Source organism: Flavobacteriaceae bacterium (assembly GCA_003443635.1).
Lineage (GTDB): Bacteria > Bacteroidota > Bacteroidia > Flavobacteriales > Flavobacteriaceae > AU392.
In genome coordinates this window covers 1,925,770-1,944,631 of the sequence record CP031964.1, presented here as the reverse complement: position 1 = coordinate 1,944,631, position 18,862 = coordinate 1,925,770, and the positions used below count along the sequence as shown (strand labels likewise).

Here is an 18,862-nt window from a genome sequence, read left to right as displayed (position 1 = left end):
CTATTTCTGTAGACTAATATTACTGATAATTAGAGACACTTATTATTCATTAACTTTAATTAATTCGAAAGAATTGAAAAATCGTGAAGCATTAAAATTACCTTCGTCTTCTTTTTTATAAATAACTTGTGCCAAATAAAGAGTGAAATTTACCAGAATTGTTTTCATTTCAATAACATATCCTCCAGAAATATTAATTTTAGATCTCCTTCCTGGATAACCATTAAACTTTATTTTATCGGATGACGCCAATGTCCCTTTTGTATTAGTAACAGCTCCATTAACAGCATTATCAAGTACTCTCTGTTTATTTTCATCACTCTCTAAACCATTTTCAAAAAAGAAAGTAGGATATTTTGTGAAAGCAGTCATATAAACCAAATTATCTGCTTCTAAATTTTCTGGTTGATAAGAATAAGAATCCATCGTTACATCTCCTTTATCTGTAGGCACTTTTTGGCTAGCATATTTTGCTTCTCCAGGGAAATTAATTCGGTATCCTCTTTCAATATCTTTTACTAATTTCCACTCTTTCTCTTGAGCATTTCCAAAGAAAAATATTAAAATAATAATACATTGTAAAAAGATCCTCATAATATTTATTTAAGTTAACATCCCACCATCTACATTAAGGGTTTGCCCAGTAACATAAGCTGACATATCGCTTGCTAAAAATACGCATACATTAGCTATATCTTCTGGAGAACCACCACGTTTTAATGGAATAGCGTTACGCCACATTTTTACAGTTTCTTCATCTAATTTTGCTGTCATTTCTGTTTCAATAAAACCTGGAGCAATAACATTACTTCTAATATTTCTAGAGCCTAACTCTAAAGCTACAGATTTTGAAAACCCTATAATTCCTGCTTTTGAAGCTGCATAATTAGTTTGACCTGCATTTCCCTTAACACCAACAACAGAACTCATATTAATAATAGAACCGTGACGTTGTTTTAACATTGTACGCTGTACAGCTTTTGTCATATTAAACACAGATTTTAAATTGACCTCAATTACTTTATCAAAATCTTCCTCTCCCATTCTCATCAGTAAATTATCTTTTGTAATCCCTGCATTATTAATTAAAACATCTATACTTCCAAATTCTCCCAATACATTTTTAGCTAACTCTTGAGCTTCTTCATAATTGGCCGCATTACTTTGATACCCTTTTGCTTTAACACCTAATGCTTTTAATTCTGTTTCTAATACATTTGCTGCATCTACCGAAGAACTATATGTAAAAGCTACGTTAGCACCTTGTTCTGCAAAAACTGTAGCTATTCCTCTTCCTATTCCTCTACTTGCTCCAGTAATTATAGCCGTTTTCCCTTCTAGTAATTTCATTTACTTAATATTTTTATATAGTTGTTTTTAGTTAGATATTATTTGTACAATAATTTTTTTGTTGAAACTCAAAATTAGTTATACTCATTTACATGAATTATCTTGTAATTTATTGTACTCCAAATATAACAAATACAAGTTGCATCAAATAAAAAAACCTCACAAAATCTTGTGAGGTTTTTAACAGCTAAGTTATTTTATTAAGCTAGTACTTCTGCTACTTTCTTACCTATTTCTGCTGGAGAATCTACAACATGTATTCCACATTCTCTCATAATACGCTTTTTAGCCTGAGCAGTATCATCACTACCACCAACAATAGCTCCTGCATGCCCCATTGTACGACCAGCCGGTGCTGTTTCTCCTGCAATAAATCCTACTACAGGCTTAGTGCTACCACTAGTTTTATACCATTGTGCAGCATCTCCTTCTAATTGTCCTCCTATCTCGCCTATCATCACTACACATTCTGTTTCCGAATCATTGATTAGCATTTCAACAGCCTCTTTAGTAGTTGTTCCAATTATTGGATCTCCACCAATACCAATTGCAGTTGTAATACCTAAACCTTGTTTAACAACTTGGTCTGCTGCTTCATAAGTTAATGTTCCCGATTTTGAAACAATCCCTACATTTCCTTTTTTAAACACAAAACCTGGCATAATACCAACTTTAGCTTCTTCTGGAGTAATTACTCCTGGACAATTTGGACCTACTAGACGACAATCTTTATTTTTTATATAATCTGAAGCTTTAATCATATCTGCTACCGGAATACCTTCAGTAATTGTTATAATCACTTTAATACCAGCATCTGCAGCCTCCATAATTGCATCTGCAGCAAAAGCTGGTGGAACAAAAATTATAGTTGTATCTGCATCTACTTGTTTTACAGCATCTTCTACCGTATTAAAAACAGGTTTATCTAAATGTGTTTGACCACCTTTTCCTGGAGTTACACCACCAACTACATTCGTTCCATACTCAATCATTTGACCTGCATGAAAAGTTCCTTCACTTCCTGTAAATCCTTGAACTATAATTTTTGAATCTTTATTTACTAAAACGCTCATTTTTGTTTTTGAATTATATTAATTTAAGACGCGGCAAAATTACTTTATTGTCACTTATTTATAAACTATTTTTAAATATTTATTTCAGAATACGAATTAAGACTATGTAAACTCTCATCTGCAGTTTGGCTAATTTCAAAACCTTTATACAATTTACCATCTTTAACTTCCCATATTGTAATAAAATGAGCTAAAGCTGTTTCATTATCAGTATCTTCTATTGGGGTTACATATAATGTATATCGTGTGGTTACAAAAGCACCATCTTCTAATAAATGACTTATTTGAAATCTAACCGATTCGTAAGAAGTCTCAATATCATTAAATAACGCTATAATATCATCGAATAATAGTTTAGTATATCCTTTACTGCTATTCCAATTTAACTCACAGTCTTTATGCAAAAAGCTTTTGTAACTTTCTATTCCATCAGTAGAAATATCTAGATTATAAAAAGATCTTACAATACTTTTTGGAGATTTACTCATCTTTATCCTTCTTTAGCAACTGTAACACTTCTGGTATTTGTCGTATTGCAGCGATTTCCTTATATTTTTTTCTAAAATCATCTGCAGGAATTCCAAAATAACTCTTATTTCCTTCTAGTGATTTACTTACCCCAGCTTTAGCAGATATAATTGCTTTTTTACCTATTGTAACACCGCTAGTAATTCCTACTTGCCCCCAAATGGTGACTTCGTCTTCAATAATAGTACATCCTGCAATTCCGACTTGAGAAGCAATAAGGCATTTTTTTCCTATTACCGTATCATGTCCAACGTGTACTTGGTTATCTATTTTTGTTCCTTCCTTTATTGTAGTATCTCCAGTAACTCCTCTATCAATAGTACAAAGAGCTCCTAAATCTACATTATCTTCAATAACTACTCTTCCTCCAGATATGAGTTGATCGAACCCTTCTGGTCTATTTTTATAATAAAATGCAGAAGCCCCTAAAGTAGTTCCTGAGTGGATGATTACATTATCTCCTATAATTGAATCGTCATAAATACTCACATTAGAGTGAATAGTACAATTTTTACCAATAACAACATTGTTACCTACAAAACTATTAGGTTGAATAATTGTATTTTCTCCTATTTTAGCTGTTTCAGAAATGTTCTGATTTGAAGATTGAAACGGTTTAAAGTAATTAGTAAGCTTATTAAAATCTCTAAATGGGTCATCAGAAATTAATAACGCTTTCCCTTCAGGGCATTCTACTTCTTTGTTAATTAAAATAATTGTTGCAGCAGATTCTAATGCTTTGTCATAATATTTTGGATGATCTACAAAAACAATATCTCCTGGTGATACAACATGAATCTCGTTCATTCCTTCTACAGGAAAGTTTTTATCGCCTATAAATTGACAATTAATAATTGTCGCAATTTGCTCTAAGGTATGTGTTTGAGTAAATTTCATCTAAAATAAATAGAGCTAACTATTCTTTAATACGTTCTTTATAAGTTCCTTTTTCAGTTTCTACTTTAATTTTATCCCCTTCATTAATAAATAATGGTACCATTACTGTTGCTCCTGTTTCTACTGTTGCGGGCTTTGTAGCATTGGTTGCGGTATTACCTTTTACTCCAGGCTCCGTAGCTGTAACTTCAAGAATAACACTCGCAGGCATATCTACAGATAATGGCATTCCATCTTCAGAGTTTATAATTACAGTAACAACCTCTCCTTCTTTTAATAGTCCAGGATTATCAATTGTTGCTTTTTCAAGTGTAATTTGATTATAATCTTCAACATTCATAAAATGAAATTGATCACCTTCTGGATATAAATATTGAAACTTATGAGTTTCTACTCTAACATCTTCAATTTTGTGGCCAGCAGAAAATGTATTATCTATTACTTTACCTGAAGTAACACTCTTCATTTTTGTTCTTACAAAAGCAGGGCCTTTACCAGGTTTTACATGTAAAAACTCTATAATTTTATAAATATCATGATTATATTTTATACATAATCCATTTCGTATATCTGAAGTATTTGCCATAAGTATTTTGTATTTTTTAGTTTGATTTAAAATAACCTTTCATTATACCACGATGAGAATTCTTAATAAATTGTAAAATTTCGTCTCGTTCTGGAGTAGCTTCCATTTCTGCTTCAATAATTTCTGAAGCCTGACTGTTATTATAATTTTTTTGATAAAGTAATCTATATATATTCTGAACTTCTCTAATTTTTTCTGAAGTAAACCCTCTACGCCTTAATCCAACTGAATTAATTCCTACATATGATAAAGGTTCTCTTGCTGCTTTTACAAATGGTGGTACGTCTTTTCTAACTAATGATCCCCCAGTAACAAATGCATGATTACCTATAGAACAAAATTGATGAACTGCTGTCATACCTGCTAAAACCACATAATCTCCAACATTAATGTGTCCTGCCAATGTACTATTATTAGAAAATATGCAATTATTTCCTACTATACAATCGTGAGCAATATGACAATAGGCCATTATTAAACAATTATCACCAATAACTGTTTTCATCTTATCTGTAGTCCCTCTATTTATAGTAACACATTCTCTAATAGTCACATTATTTCCAATCTCTACAGTTGTATCTTCATCATTATATTTTAAATCTTGGGGAATTGCAGAAATTACAGATCCTGGGAAAATATTACAATTCTTTCCTATCCGTGCACCCTCCATTATCGTAACATTAGATCCAATCCAGGTACCTTCTCCAATTGTTACATTATTATTGATTGTTGTAAAAGGTTCAATAACAACATTTTTAGCAATCTTCGCTCCTGGATGAACATATGCAAGTGGTTGATTCATATTTATTTAACTTTAGTTATTTGAGCCATTAGTTCAGCTTCTGCGCATAATTTTCCATTTGCATAAGCATAACCTTGCATATGGCAAATTCCTCTTCTTATAGGGGTTATTAAATCACATTTAAAGATTAATGTATCTCCAGGAACAACTTTTTGTTTAAACTTAACTTTATCTATTTTCATGAAAAAAGTTAAGTAATTTTCTGGATCTGGAACTGTACTCAACACTAATATTCCTCCCGTTTGCGCCATTGCTTCTACAATTATAACTCCAGGCATAACAGGTGCACCAGGGAAGTGTCCTGCAAAAAAGGATTCATTCATCGTCACATTCTTCGCACCAATAACATGGGATTTGCTCAGTTCAAAAATCTTATCGATAAATAAAAAAGGTTGCCTATGTGGCAACATATCCATAATTTGATTTACATCCATAAGCGGAGGTTGATTCAAATCTATAGATGGTACATTATTTCGTTTTTCTATTTTTATAAGCTTAGCCATTTTTTTTGCAAACTGAGTATTTACAAAATGACCAGGTTTATTTGCAATAACTTTTCCTCTTATTCGAGTTCCTATTAATGCCAAATCTCCAATTACATCTAAAAGTTTGTGCCTTGCAGCTTCATTAGGATGATGTAATGTTAAATTATCTAAAATCCCGTTAGGCTTTATTTTTATATCGTCCTTTTTAAAAGCTACCTTCAGGCGTTCCATTGTCTCGCTGGATAACTCTTTATCTACATAAACTATTGCATTATTTAAATCTCCTCCCTTTATTAAGCCATGCTCTAAAAGCATTTCTATTTCATGCAAAAAACTAAAGGTTCTAGAGTCAGATATTTCTGTTTTAAAATCTGATAAATGTTGAAGGGTAGCATTTTGAGTTCCTAATACTTTAGTTCCAAAATCTACCATAGTTGTTACTTGGTACTCTTCTGAAGGAATAATAGTAATTTCGCTTCCCGTTTCATCATCAGTATACGAAATAACCTCTTTTACGATATATTCTTCTCTTTGTTGTTCTTGCTCAACAATTCCAGCTGATTCAATTGCTTCAATAAAATATTTTGACGAGCCATCCATTATTGGAGGTTCAGAAGCATTCAACTCTAAAATTGCATTGTCTACTTGTAATCCAACTAAGGCTGCTAATACATGTTCACAAGTTTGTATTTTCACTCCGTTTTTCTCTAAACATGTACCTCTTTGTGTATTTGTCACATAAGAAGCATCTGCCTCTATTATTGGATTCCCTTCTAAATCTATTCGTTTAAATGAATATCCACTATTTTCAGGTGCAGGCTTAAATGTTAATGTAACATCTTTTCCTGTATGCAGACCAACGCCAGTTAGCGACACTTCTTTTGCTATAGTAGTTTGCTTAAATTGGGTTTTAATCATCACTATTAAGTTTTTTTTCCAAATCGTTAACTGTCTTTACTATTTTAGGTAAATTTTTGAAGTAAACATATGACTTATTATAATCTCCATAAGTAAGTGCTGGAGAACCTTGTAATACTTCATCGTCTTTAATATTACGTCCAATACCAGATTGTGCTTGTATCCTCACATTATTACCAATAGTAATATGTCCTACAATACCAACTTGACCCCCTATCTGACAATTCTCTCCTATTTTTGTAGAACCTGCAATTCCTGTTTGAGCAGCAATAACTGTATTTTCACCTATCTCCACATTATGCGCAATCTGAATTTGATTGTCAAGTTTCACCCCTCTTCTAATTATTGTGGACCCTAATGTCGCTCTATCAATCGTTGTAGCTGCACCAATATCAACATAATCTTCCAAAATAACATTACCTATCTGTGGCACTTTATGATACTCTCCTTTTTCGTTAGGAGCAAAACCAAAACCATCGGCTCCAATAATAGCTCCAGAATTTAATACACAATTATTGCCTACAATGCACTCAGAATATACTTTGGCTCCTGAAAATATAATTACATTATCTCCAATTTCTACATTATCTCCTATATAGCTATTTGGGTAAATCTTTACATTAGTTCCTATTTTTACATTTTCTCCTATATATGAAAACGCTCCTATATAAACATTATCTTCATAAGAAGCAGAATCAGCTATAAAACAAGGTTGTTCTATCCCCGTTTTATTCATCTTAATTTGATTATAATACTCTAATAATCTAGAGAAAGATTTATAGGCGTCATCTACTTTTATCAATGTTGTGTCTATTGAAGATTCTGGAATAAAATCTTTATTTACAATAGTTATAGATGCTTTTGTATTATATATGTATTGTGTGTATTTAGGGTTTGCTAAAAAAGTTAAAGATCCTTTTGTTCCCTCTTCTATTTTAGCAAGTTTAGAAACCTCTTCATTAGGATTACCTACGATGTCGCCTTCTAAAATTTCTGCTATTTGTGATGCCTTAAATTTCATTATCCGCAAAAGTATAAAAAATGCATTAAAGTTTCTCCTTTGGATAACATATATAATATTTAGTTACAGGTTTAGATAAAACTTTTAAATTTAAAAGATCTGTAGCTTTAACAATATCTACTATTTTACCTGATTTGTATAGTATATTAATATTTTGACTTTTTATTTCATAGGCCTGATTGGTAATATCTCCTTTAAAAACGAAATAACTAGCTTCAGAGAAAGTTATATTATATTTATCCATTAACGAAGCTATTTGTTCTTTTACACTAACCTCTTTAATAGGTTTATTCTTAAGTTTTATTTTTAAGAGATCCCTATTTATAATCATATCGCAAAGATTTTTTAATACAAAATCATCATGATATTGCCATTCTTTCATAGCAGATATAATATCATAATCATCTAATTGTGCAAATGTATTTAACACATCTACATTAAAAGAATCTTTATCAATAGTATGCTTTAGAAAAAACATTAAAGCATTACTCGCCCTTAACTCAATACCTTGTTTGGTTAACTCTTTAGCACGTCTTAAAACCCTAATTAAAAGCTGTTCTGCAACCAAACTGGTTTTATGCAAGTAAACTTGCCAATACATTAATCGTCTAGCTGTTAAAAATTTCTCAACAGAATAAATACCTTTAGCCTCTACAACTAATTCATCATCCACAACATTAAGCATCGTAATTAAACGCTCGCTATTAATATTACCTTCTGCAACACCTGTATAAAAGCTATCTCTTTTCAGGTAATCTGCTCTATCCATATCAAATTGACCCGAAATAAGCTGGCACATAAATTTCCTGTGATATTCCCCTTTAAATATTTTAATTGCTAAGGTTAAATTTGAGTTAAATTCAATATTTAACTGTTCCATAAATAATAGCGAAATCTCTTCATGAGTTACATTATTTACAATACTGTGTTCCATAGCATGGCTAAAAGGGCCATGACCAATATCATGTAGTAAAATTGCAATTAACAAGGCATTTTCCTCTTCTTCAGAAATCACAACATCCTTAAAGCGAAGTATTCTAATTGCTTTTTGCATTAAATGCATACACCCTAATGCGTGATGAAATCGTGTGTGATGCGCTCCAGGGTAAACTAAATAAGACATCCCCATTTGAGTAATTCTGCGTAAGCGTTGAAAATAACGATGTTCGATTAAATCAAAAATTAGCGAATTTGGTATTGTAATAAATCCGTAAATTGGGTCGTTAAATATCTTGAGTTTATTTTTAGAGTTCATTAAGCAATATGGCTATTAATAGTATTACTCAATATTATTTTATTTAGAAGCATACGAGCGTTACATCAATTAAATTTTTACAAATATAAATATATGAATAACATAAACATTCTTTGGGTCGATGATGAAATAGATTTATTAACGCCTCACATATTATTTCTAGAGAAAAAGAATTACAATGTTACTAAATGCCAAAGCGGCACAGAAGCTATCGATGTTATTGAAACTAAAAACTTCGATATTGTTTTTTTAGATGAAAATATGCCAGGGCTTACAGGGCTTGAAACACTGTCTGAAATAAAAGAAAAGCGCGCTAACCTCCCTGTAGTGATGATCACTAAAAGTGAAGAAGAATATATAATGGAAGAAGCTATTGGCAGTAAAATTGCCGATTATCTTATAAAACCTGTAAATCCAAATCAAATATTATTAAGTTTAAAAAAGAATTTAGACCATACACGATTAGTTTCAGAAAAAACAACATCTAATTATCAGCAAGAGTTTCGTAAAATTGCTATGGATTTATCTATAGTAAATACCTACGAAGAGTGGTCCGAGCTTTATCAAAAATTAATTTATTGGGAAATTGAATTAGAAGCTATTGATGACCCCGCAATGTTTGAGATTTTAGAATCTCAAAAAAATGAAGCGAATTTACAGTTTGGAAAATTTATAGATAAAAATTATGCAGATTGGTTTCAAAACTCAGAAGACGCTCCTGTATTGTCATACAATTTATTTAAAACCAAAGTAGCACCTAAACTCACTAAAGAGAAACCAACATTATTAATTGTGATTGATAATTTACGTTACGATCAATGGAAATCACTAGAACCTTTTATTAGCAACTACTATAAAAAAGAAGAAGAAATATCTTATTATAGTATCCTTCCTACTGCCACTCAGTATGCTAGAAATGCTATTTTCTCAGGTTTAATGCCTAGTGAAATGGAACGTTTACATCCTGAATATTGGAAGAACGATACAGACGAAGGCGGTAAAAATCTTTATGAAGGCGAGTTTTTAGATGCTCAGATGAAGCGTTTAGGTTTAAGTAATTTAAAATACGAATATTTTAAAATCACTAATTTAAGAGGTGGTAAAAAGTTAGCAGATAATTTTAAATCTAAAAAGGATAATGACCTTACAGTGATCGTTTATAATTTTGTAGATATGTTATCTCATTCTAAAACAGAAATGGAAGTTATTAAAGAGTTGGCTTCTAACGATAAAGCTTATCGCTCTTTAACCACTAGTTGGTTTAAAAACTCACCTTTGTTAGACGTTATTCATCAAGCACAGCAATTAGGATTTCAACTCATGATTACTACAGATCATGGCACTATTAATGTAAAAAACCCTTCTAAAGTAGTTGGAGATCGGGACACCAGTTTAAATTTAAGGTATAAAACGGGTCGTAGTTTAACTTACGAAAACAAAGAAGTGTATGCTTCAAAATCTCCGAAAGATATAGGGTTACCCTCCATAAACATGAGTAGTTCCTTTATTTTTGCGAAGAGCGACTTGTTTTTTGCTTACCCAAATAATTTCAACCATTATGTAAGTTATTACCGTAATACGTATCAACATGGAGGCGTTTCGTTAGAAGAGGTCATCATTCCTTTTGTGACTTTAAATCCTAAATAATATCCTTGAATTGCAAAAAAATCCGACAAAATGCACTTTTTAATATTTTTTTATTATATTTGTGTATTAATTAAAGAGATTGACATTAGAATTTGACATTGAGCACATTGACGAAGTCGCTAAAAAAGTACTTCAAAATGTAAAAACAAAAACGATTTTGTTTTATGGAGAGATGGGAGTTGGTAAAACAACATTTATTAATGCTTTAGTAAATGCATTAGGAGGTAATGAAAAAACCTCAAGTCCAACTTTTTCTTTAGTTAATGAATACGAAGTTAAAAATGATTTGGTATATCATTTTGACTTTTACAGAATCGAGAATGAAATTGAAGTTTTAGATATCGGAATTGAAGATTATTTTTACTCTGGACGTTGGAATTTTATCGAATGGCCGGAGAGAATTAGCAGAATTCTGCCTTTTGAAACTGAAATTTTAGAGTTAAAAACACTAAAAAACGGCTCCAGAGCCTTAAAATTGGTTGTTTTTGACGAAATAAATAAAAAATAATTTTAATGAATAGCTAGAAATAGTGAACTCAGACCCCGAATTAAAATCATAAAACTACGGTAAAACCGTAGTATACGAGCGGTTTAAAATTAATTCGTTAACAAAATTTTAACAATTTTAACTTACTAAAAGTTAGACTGTTATTTAACTTTGATAACATAATTAATTAATTAAATCCCTTGAATTATGAAAACAAAAAAAATCATTTTAGCTGTAGCTATTTTAATCGGAGGTGTATTGTACACTGTTGATGCTCTAAATACAAATTTAGATGGCCAAGACACAGCAACGAGAAAAGCAAAAATCAAAATCCCAGGGGGAGATAGTTCTTCGTCAGGGGAACTTGGGTAAAAAAGAATTAATTATAGGTAGTTTAATCGCAACTTTAATTGCTATTACTCCTTATTTATTTTCTTTATGGCAAAATGTCCCAAGTCAACCGACTTGGGATACTTTTTTTGGATCATTTACTAGTGGCTATTATGAAGATGTTCAAGTTTTAATTTGGACATTATTAAATAAGATTATACCTCTACTCTTATTATTCATCTGGATTTTCACCTGTCGACAATGGTGGTATCATGTCATTTTAGTTCCAATTGCAATGTATATTTATCAAATAATGGAAATTTTAAATGATGAAATCGAAATTGCGGAAACAAACCAAATCTTATACTTATTACCTGTTATGGCAGTTATAATTCCTTCCATTTATTTAATGCGAGCAAAAATGTTTAATAAGTTAAATGATGCTAATAAAAGCATGGAAGAATTAGAAGAAGAATTTAAAATTAAACCTAAAAGCTTCTTTGGTAAGTTTTCAGATTATTTTTAAAAACTTAGTTTTTATTTATAAATACAATTTCAAACTTTATTTGTAATTTGGTATCAATAACCAAACTATGAGTAAATCACTTTCTCCTTTCACCAAAGAGCAATTATTACCTCAAGAAGAAACTCTAGAAGTTCTTAAACAAAAAGGCAATCTATTTATAGGTATTCCTAAGGAAACTTCTTTTCAAGAAAAACGTGTATGCCTTACTCCAGATGCCGTTTCGGCGTTGGTAAGCAACGGGCATCGTGTACTTTTAGAATCTGGCGCAGGTAGTGGCGCTAATTTTAAAGACAAAAATTATAGCGAAGCGGGTGCAGAAATCACCAAAGATACTGCCAAAGTATTTTCCTGCCCTACTATACTAAAAGTAGAACCACCTTCTTTAGAAGAAATTAAGCTCATTAACCCACAATCGCTAATCATATCTGCATTACAATTAAAAACGCAATCTAAATCGTATTTTGAAGCTTTAGCTACAAAACGTATTACCGCATTAGCTTTTGAGTTTATTAGAGACGCCGATGGCACTTACCCTGCTGTACGCCAATTAAGTGAAATTGCAGGTACAGCGTCTGTTTTAATTGCAGCAGAGATCTTATCTAACGTTAATGGAGGCAACGGACTTATGTTTGGTAATATAAGTGGCGTCCCTCCTACCGAAGTGGTTATTATAGGTGCAGGCACTGTTGGAGAGTTTGCTGCCAGATCTGCTATTGGTTTAGGCGCAAATATTAAAGTGTTTGACAATTCTATTACAAAATTAAGGCGTTTACAAACTAACTTAGGGCGCACCGTATACACCTCTACCTTACAGCCAAAAAATTTAATAAAGTCTTTAAAACGATGTGATGTAGCTATTGGAGCTGTACGAGGAAAAAACCGCTCCCCTATTATCGTTAATGAAGCTATGGTGGAGAGTATGAAAAATGGCGCTTTAATTATAGATGTAAGTATAGATATGGGTGGATGCTTTGAAACCAGCGAGATTACATCTCACGACACTTCTACATTTGAAAAACATGGTGTACTACATTATTGTGTGCCTAACATCCCATCTCGTTATTCCAGGTCTGCTTCAGTATCTATAAGTAACATCTTTACACCCTATCTTTTAAAAATAGCTGAAGATGGTGGTATAGAAAATGCACTGCGTTTTGATCGTGGTTTAAAAAATGGGTTGTATTTTTACCACGGAATTCTGACTAGTAAATCTGTGGCCGATTGGTTTGATTTGGATTATAGCGATCCTAATCTTCTTATTTTTTAGATTAGAATTCTCAATAACATTCAAAACATAAGTTTAAAAATGAAACTCATTCAACGTGTTGGGTATTATCTGGGAGGATTTTCTATAGGTTTAGTAATTTTAGCGTTTTTTTTAAGCGGTAAAAAAACATCTTGTAGCTACGGGCCAGATGCTCGTGTTTTAAAAAATATAAGTACTAAGCGATTGGCATATTCAAATGCTAGCTCAGAGATTATTAAAAACAATTTAGATTCTTTAGCAATACCTTATGTTTTAAAACACGGTGATGTAAACTTCTCAAAAAGCAATACAAAACTAGATTTTTGTAAAATTTATGTAATTGAAGATAATTACAACGGACAAGATATTGCCTTAACTATAGAAAACTGCGAACATAAAGCAACCATTAAAACTATAGAAATAAATTAATTAAAATTATTTTTTTCTACGTTGTCGTTCTCTATCTATTAAGTTAAGCTCTCTATTGGTTTGCCCAGCTACCGACGTATTCTCTTCTGCTCTTCTAATTAAATAAGGCATCACGTCTTTTACAGGACCAAACGGAACGTATTTTGCTACGTTATAACCTTCTGAAGCTAAATTATAACTTATATGATCACTCATGCCATACAATTGTCCAAACCAAACACTATCATTATTTTTTTCAATATTTAAGGTGTTCATAATTTCCATAGCCAAATAGCAACTATTTTCGTTATGAGTTCCTATAAATAATGCTATGGTCTCCAGGTTATTTAAAATATAAGTTAGTGTATTATCAAAATTTTTATCTGTAGCTTCTTTATCGATACAAATAGGAGATTTATAACCTTTTTCCTCAGCGCGATCTCTTTCTTTCTCCATATAAGCTCCTCTAACAATTTTAGCGCCTAATTTAAACCCTTCATCTTGACTTCTTTTATGCAATTGCTTTAAATACTCTAATCGATCCCATCTATACGTTTGTATCGTGTTAAATACTACAGGTATTTCCTGATTATAAATGCGCATCATATCTTCTACCAATTCATCAGCAGCATCTTGTATCCAGCTTTCTTCAGCATCAATTAAAACTTGTATTCCTTTAGATTTTGCGATTTTACATACTGTATTAAATCTATTTACAACCTTATTCCATTCTTCCTGTTCTTCAGCAGTAAAAGGAAGTCCTTCACTTTTCTTTTCAAATAAATAAAAACGGCCAAACCCTGTGGGTTTAAATACAGTAATAGACATTGCATCGCTTTCGCTACCAAAATGAATAAGCTCTAAAGTTTTTTGTAAAGCAGCATCAAACTGTGCTTCAGTGTCTTTTCCTTCTACAGAATAATCCAATACGCAAGAAACGCCTTCATCATACATTTTTGCCATTAAAGGCAGGCAATCGATTTCATTTATACCTCCACAAAAATGATCAAAAACTGTAGAACGAATTAAACCTTTAACGGGTAAATTTGCTTTAAGTGCAAGGTTTGTAATTGAAGATCCTATTTTCACCAATGGTTGATAAGAAATCATTTTAAATAAAAAATAAGCTCTTCTTAATTCTGAATTACTTTTTAATCGAAAAGCAATTTCAGTGTTTTCAAAAATTCGTGTATTCATTTTAAGCAGTTAAAATCGTACAAATATATTTATTAGCAAGTTCCTTTTTTAATAAAATTCTACTTATTTTCACTTCCAAAATATTTTAAGCATTTTACATGAAATCTATTTCAACTAAAGATTATGCAATTCACTTTAATTCAAATTGTTATATTGAATTAAACAATTATTTAGAAGCATCAAATTTTTCTAAAATTTTTATTTTAGTTGATACAAACACGCATAAATTTTGCTTACCAAATTTTATGTCGCAAATCACTTCTCAAGTAGATTTTGAAATTATTGAAATTGACGCAGGAGAAGCACACAAAACTATAGAAACCTGTACTGGAGTTTGGAATGCCTTATCTGAGTTAGACGCAGACAGAAAATCGTTAGTTATTAACTTAGGAGGGGGCGTTATTACAGATTTAGGAGGATTTGTAGCTTCTACATTTAGAAGAGGTATTAAGTATATAAATGTGCCCACTACCCTATTAGCTATGGTTGATGCTTCTGTAGGAGGTAAAACTGGAGTAGATTTAGGTGTTCTTAAAAATCAAGTAGGTGTTGTTAATTTTAGCGAAATGGTATTAATAGATACTGAGTTTTTAAATACACTTCCTCAAAATGAAATGCGTTCTGGGTTAGCAGAAATGCTTAAACACGGCTTAATAAAAAGTGAAAATTATTGGAATGAATTGATTAGCTTAAAAACACTAACTGTTGCTGACTTAGATCGTTTAATTTATGAATCTGTTCTTATTAAAAAAGATATCGTAGAACAAGATCCTACCGAAATTGGCTTACGTAAAACTTTAAATTTCGGACATACCCTTGGTCATGCCATAGAATCTTATTTTTTAGATAATCCAAATAAACCTTCCTTGTTACACGGAGAAGCTATCTCCATAGGAATGATCTTAGCTATTTACATTTCGAATAAACTAACTCAGTTTCCAGATGATAAAATGGAAATGATAAAATCATCTATTCTTAATTTATACGATAAGATAAGTTTTGAAACTCAAGATTACAACGCTATTATTGAGCTCTTAAAGTTTGACAAAAAGAACTCTCATGGCAATATTAATTTTGTATTACTAGAAGATATTTCTGTTCCCAAATTAGATTGCACTGTAGATAACAGTTTGATATTAGAAGCTTTTTCTTATTATAACTCTTAATTTATTTAAAGATATTTTTCTCTTATAACATTATAATGGTGCTTCTCATGCCCTATAAGCATAAAACCAGCTGCTCTAGCCGTCATTGGACTTCCGCTTGCACTACCAACATATTGTAAAGCATCATCTGTAAAGCTTTTAAATAACTCTATACTTGCAATTCTTACAGCTTTATACTCCCTAATTAAATCCTCTTTACTCTTAGAGTTAGGATTTGCTGTTTTTATATAGTCATCTTGTTCAAAGCCTGGAAGTTCTGTATTGTCATTTCTAGCAAAACAAAGTGCTCTATAACTAAAGATGCGTTCAGTATCTATTGTGTGCTGTATTACATCTTTTACTGTCCATTTTCCTTCTTCATACGCATAATCCAACTTATTTTCAGGAATAGATTCTAAAAAAGATAAGGTGTTACTTAAATTATCTTTCAATCCTGCGATTAATTCTGTATCACCTAGTGTTGTGATATATCTAGAATAATAATCATTATATTCATTTTTACCAACTTGAGAAGCTTTCATATATGGCTAAAATTACATTTCGTTAAAAATAGAATGCATTAAGCGTTTTTTATCATTAATGCTTTCTTCAAGAGAAATCATTGTTTCTGTTCTGTATACGCCTTCAATATCATCAAGCATAAAAATCACTTCTTTAGCATGAGTAGTGTCTTTAGCTCTTATTTTGCAAAAAATATTAAATTTCCCTGTTGTGATGTGAGCTACAGTTACAAACGGAATATTATTAATACGCTCTAGAACAAATTTTGTTTGTGAAGTGTTTTGTAAAAACACTCCAACATAAGCTATAAATGAGTATCCTAATTTTTGATAATCTAAAGTTAATGATGAGCCTCTGATGATTCCAGCATCTTCCATTTTTTTAACTCTTACATGAACAGTACCTGCAGAAATTAATAATTTTTTAGCGATATCTGTAAATGGAATCCTTGTATTGTCAATCAACATATCAAGAATTTGATGATCAATTTCGTCTAATCTAAATTTTGCCATTTTTCTTTTTCTTTAAATAAAAAACAAAATTAAAGAATTAGATTAATAATAATGTAATTATTTTCGATTAATTACAGGTTTTAATGAGAATAATTTATTATTGATCATAACAGAAACAATTTCATTACCAACAGTTAACGAATTTTTGTGTTCCAATTCTAACACTTTTCCGTCAGCATCAATTTCTTTATGTCCATAGAAATCTTCAAGCTCATTTACTTGAGCTATTTTAGGTAAAAAGTGCACTTCATCATCAATTAAAGTTTCTTCAAATTGAATAGCGATATCTATCTTCGTTTCTTTTTTATCATTAATAATCACTGCATTCCTAATAATAACATCATAAAATTGTTTTCCATTTTCCGGGATACTTAAATAAGGAAGGTGTTTTTCTCCAGAAACTTCATTCTCAGAAATATAATTTATCAATGTTAATAATGCTATATACATATATTCCCTAACCTGTTCTCTTTGATAATCTTGATTTATATGCCCAGCTTCAAAAAGTACAGTAGGAATACCATAGCTCTGAAATGTATCACCAACACAGTTAACATTAAAAGCATCGTCATAAATTCCTATCTGATTAGGTATAATTTGTTGAAGCTTCTTATTCATAACTGCTATAAGTTCCATTGCACGTTTCCTATTAGGAGTTATAGTACAATCTTTATCTTGAGCAGGCGCAAGAAAACTTACTGTCGCTGGATTATCTGTTAAGCCAGCACTAAATATAGTTCGTTGCCCATGAAGGTTAAGGCAAAAATCTGGGTTAATTTTTTTAAATGCCTCTTGAAGCACAATACTTTCTGGTTGTGATAAATTCTGAGCATCTCGGTTTAAATCTTCTTTATTTGCATTTAGTCTCGTATAAGTTAATGCACCATCAGGGTTTAAAATTGGAATTATATATAAAGAGCAGCTTTTTAATATACCTTTAAATTCTTCAGATTTTAATGTGTTTAGTATATCAAAAATAGCTTTAGTAGTTGTCGATTCATTACCATGCATTTGAGACCACATTAAAATCTTTTTTGATCCTGAACCAATCTTAATACTATAAATAGGTAGTTTATTTACAGATTCTCCAATAATATCAATTTCAGATATATCGTCAAATTTTTTGAGTAAAGGTTCAATAGATTGATTAGTGATATATCTACCTAACAAGTTCGATTCTTTATATAGTTTAAAGTTATTCTGCATACAATTTTCTGATATCATTACCTGTATTAAGTTTACAAAAGTAATCAAACCTATATTTACAATTGTAAATAATAATTATATCAAAATTCACAATAGTGAATCATTAAATTTGCATTATGTAAACATTATTTAAATTAAAAAATTAATTCTGTAAACAAAAAAAATTAATTTACATTTAAATATATAATAAATTAATTATCAATATATTAAATACAATTAAGTGAAGTCTAAATTCAAATATTAAATTAAATTTATATTATTATCCCATTACAAATCATCAATCACATCGTTACAAAATAATTTAGATTGTTTACTTTTGTAGTGTATATGATAAATACTGAAGATTTTATAGTTAGACTTCAAAAAATTATAAATTATTATAATTTATCTGCATCTGCATTCGCTGATAAGATTAGTGTGCAGCGTTCTAGCATTTCACATATCTTATCTGGTAGAAATAAACCAAGTTTAGAATTTGTAATGAAAATACTTAATCACTTTCCTGAAGTGAATTTATACTGGTTATTAAATGGAAAAGGTAAATTTCCTTCTGAAGAAAAATTAGAAAATACAATAAGAACTAAGCCTCCTACTCCAAAAACAATAGATAGTTCTAAAAATGAAAATAACATTAAAATCGATGATGATATAGATCGTATTATTATTTTTTATAAAGATGGTACATTTAAAAACTTTAAAAATTAGATCAACTGCTATTTTG

21 protein-coding genes are annotated in these 18,862 nt (G+C 30.7%); 7 read left to right on the top strand and 14 right to left on the bottom strand.

Features of this window, described 5'->3' with window-relative positions:
- Positions 1-42: 42 nt before the first annotated feature.
- The 10 genes from D1817_08870 to D1817_08825 all read right to left on the bottom strand — a co-directional run bounded on the left by D1817_08870 (position 43) and on the right by D1817_08825 (position 8,915).
- Positions 43-594, bottom strand: coding sequence for a hypothetical protein (locus tag D1817_08870; GenBank protein ID AXT19994.1), 552 nt, complete (start codon positions 592-594; stop codon positions 43-45).
- A 9-nt stretch (positions 595-603) separates the two neighbouring features.
- Positions 604-1,350 (bottom strand): 3-oxoacyl-[acyl-carrier-protein] reductase, encoded by a 747-nt coding sequence (fabG, locus tag D1817_08865; protein ID AXT19993.1) that lies wholly within the window; start codon positions 1,348-1,350, stop codon positions 604-606.
- A 200-nt stretch (positions 1,351-1,550) separates the two neighbouring features.
- Entirely contained in the window at positions 1,551-2,423 is an 873-nt protein-coding gene (locus tag D1817_08860) for a succinate--CoA ligase subunit alpha (protein ID AXT19992.1), read from the bottom strand.
- Between the two features lie 71 nt (positions 2,424-2,494).
- On the bottom strand, positions 2,495-2,911 hold the full coding sequence (locus D1817_08855) for a nuclear transport factor 2 family protein (protein ID AXT19991.1): 417 nt from the start codon (positions 2,909-2,911) through the stop codon (positions 2,495-2,497).
- Positions 2,904-3,848: a UDP-3-O-(3-hydroxymyristoyl)glucosamine N-acyltransferase gene (locus D1817_08850; protein AXT19990.1), complete on the bottom strand. Its 945-nt coding sequence runs from the start codon at positions 3,846-3,848 to the stop codon at positions 2,904-2,906. The genes D1817_08855 and D1817_08850 overlap by 8 nt, the downstream gene beginning before the upstream one ends.
- A gap of 19 nt (positions 3,849-3,867) precedes the next feature.
- Positions 3,868-4,434 (bottom strand): elongation factor P, encoded by a 567-nt coding sequence (efp, locus tag D1817_08845; protein AXT19989.1) that lies wholly within the window; start codon positions 4,432-4,434, stop codon positions 3,868-3,870.
- Positions 4,435-4,450: 16 nt separating this feature from the next.
- On the bottom strand, positions 4,451-5,236 hold the full coding sequence (locus tag D1817_08840; protein AXT19988.1) for an acyl-ACP--UDP-N-acetylglucosamine O-acyltransferase: 786 nt from the start codon (positions 5,234-5,236) through the stop codon (positions 4,451-4,453).
- 2 nt (positions 5,237-5,238) lie between these two features.
- Positions 5,239-6,645: a bifunctional UDP-3-O-[3-hydroxymyristoyl] N-acetylglucosamine deacetylase/3-hydroxyacyl-ACP dehydratase gene (locus D1817_08835; protein AXT19987.1), complete on the bottom strand. Its 1,407-nt coding sequence runs from the start codon at positions 6,643-6,645 to the stop codon at positions 5,239-5,241.
- A complete protein-coding gene (lpxD, locus tag D1817_08830) occupies positions 6,632-7,660 on the bottom strand; it encodes a UDP-3-O-(3-hydroxymyristoyl)glucosamine N-acyltransferase (protein ID AXT19986.1) in 1,029 nt (342 codons plus the stop codon). The genes D1817_08835 and lpxD overlap by 14 nt, the downstream gene beginning before the upstream one ends.
- Before the next feature lie 25 nt (positions 7,661-7,685).
- Positions 7,686-8,915, bottom strand: a complete 1,230-nt coding sequence (locus D1817_08825; GenBank protein ID AXT19985.1) for an HD domain-containing protein — start codon at positions 8,913-8,915, stop codon at positions 7,686-7,688.
- Between the two features lie 93 nt (positions 8,916-9,008).
- On the opposite strand from D1817_08825, the gene D1817_08820 reads away from it, so the two are divergent.
- The 5 genes from D1817_08820 (at position 9,009) to D1817_08800 (ending at position 13,580) form a co-directional block, all read left to right on the top strand.
- Complete coding sequence (locus D1817_08820; protein AXT19984.1) at positions 9,009-10,562, top strand: PglZ domain-containing protein; 1,554 nt, start codon at positions 9,009-9,011, stop codon at positions 10,560-10,562.
- Between the two features lie 79 nt (positions 10,563-10,641).
- The gene (gene tsaE / locus D1817_08815) at positions 10,642-11,070 is read left to right on the top strand and encodes a tRNA (adenosine(37)-N6)-threonylcarbamoyltransferase complex ATPase subunit type 1 TsaE (protein AXT19983.1); all 429 of its coding nucleotides are present in this window, start codon (positions 10,642-10,644) and stop codon (positions 11,068-11,070) included.
- Positions 11,071-11,413: 343 nt separating this feature from the next.
- Positions 11,414-11,905, top strand: coding sequence for a hypothetical protein (locus D1817_08810; GenBank protein AXT19982.1), 492 nt, complete (start codon positions 11,414-11,416; stop codon positions 11,903-11,905).
- Between the two features lie 67 nt (positions 11,906-11,972).
- A complete protein-coding gene (locus tag D1817_08805) occupies positions 11,973-13,172 on the top strand; it encodes an alanine dehydrogenase (GenBank protein AXT19981.1) in 1,200 nt (399 codons plus the stop codon).
- A gap of 39 nt (positions 13,173-13,211) precedes the next feature.
- Positions 13,212-13,580: a DUF4258 domain-containing protein gene (locus tag D1817_08800; protein AXT19980.1), complete on the top strand. Its 369-nt coding sequence runs from the start codon at positions 13,212-13,214 to the stop codon at positions 13,578-13,580.
- Between the two features lie 6 nt (positions 13,581-13,586).
- Here D1817_08800 and D1817_08795 read toward each other — a convergent pair whose 3' ends face one another.
- Positions 13,587-14,756 (bottom strand): proline dehydrogenase, encoded by a 1,170-nt coding sequence (locus D1817_08795; protein ID AXT19979.1) that lies wholly within the window; start codon positions 14,754-14,756, stop codon positions 13,587-13,589.
- Between the two features lie 98 nt (positions 14,757-14,854).
- Between D1817_08795 and aroB the strand changes: the two genes are divergently transcribed.
- On the top strand, positions 14,855-15,922 hold the full coding sequence (aroB, locus tag D1817_08790) for a 3-dehydroquinate synthase (GenBank protein AXT19978.1): 1,068 nt from the start codon (positions 14,855-14,857) through the stop codon (positions 15,920-15,922).
- 5 nt (positions 15,923-15,927) lie between these two features.
- Here aroB and D1817_08785 read toward each other — a convergent pair whose 3' ends face one another.
- From D1817_08785 to D1817_08775, 3 genes are read right to left on the bottom strand one after another with little or no spacing between them, the layout of a single operon-like run.
- A complete protein-coding gene (locus tag D1817_08785; protein AXT19977.1) occupies positions 15,928-16,443 on the bottom strand; it encodes a DinB family protein in 516 nt (171 codons plus the stop codon).
- A gap of 12 nt (positions 16,444-16,455) precedes the next feature.
- Positions 16,456-16,935, bottom strand: a complete 480-nt coding sequence (locus D1817_08780) for a winged helix-turn-helix transcriptional regulator (GenBank protein ID AXT19976.1) — start codon at positions 16,933-16,935, stop codon at positions 16,456-16,458.
- 57 nt (positions 16,936-16,992) lie between these two features.
- A complete protein-coding gene (locus tag D1817_08775) occupies positions 16,993-18,159 on the bottom strand; it encodes a peptidase M14 (protein AXT19975.1) in 1,167 nt (388 codons plus the stop codon).
- Positions 18,160-18,468: 309 nt separating this feature from the next.
- Between D1817_08775 and D1817_08770 the strand changes: the two genes are divergently transcribed.
- Positions 18,469-18,846, top strand: a complete 378-nt coding sequence (locus D1817_08770; GenBank protein ID AXT19974.1) for an XRE family transcriptional regulator — start codon at positions 18,469-18,471, stop codon at positions 18,844-18,846.
- Positions 18,847-18,862 lie beyond the last annotated feature (16 nt).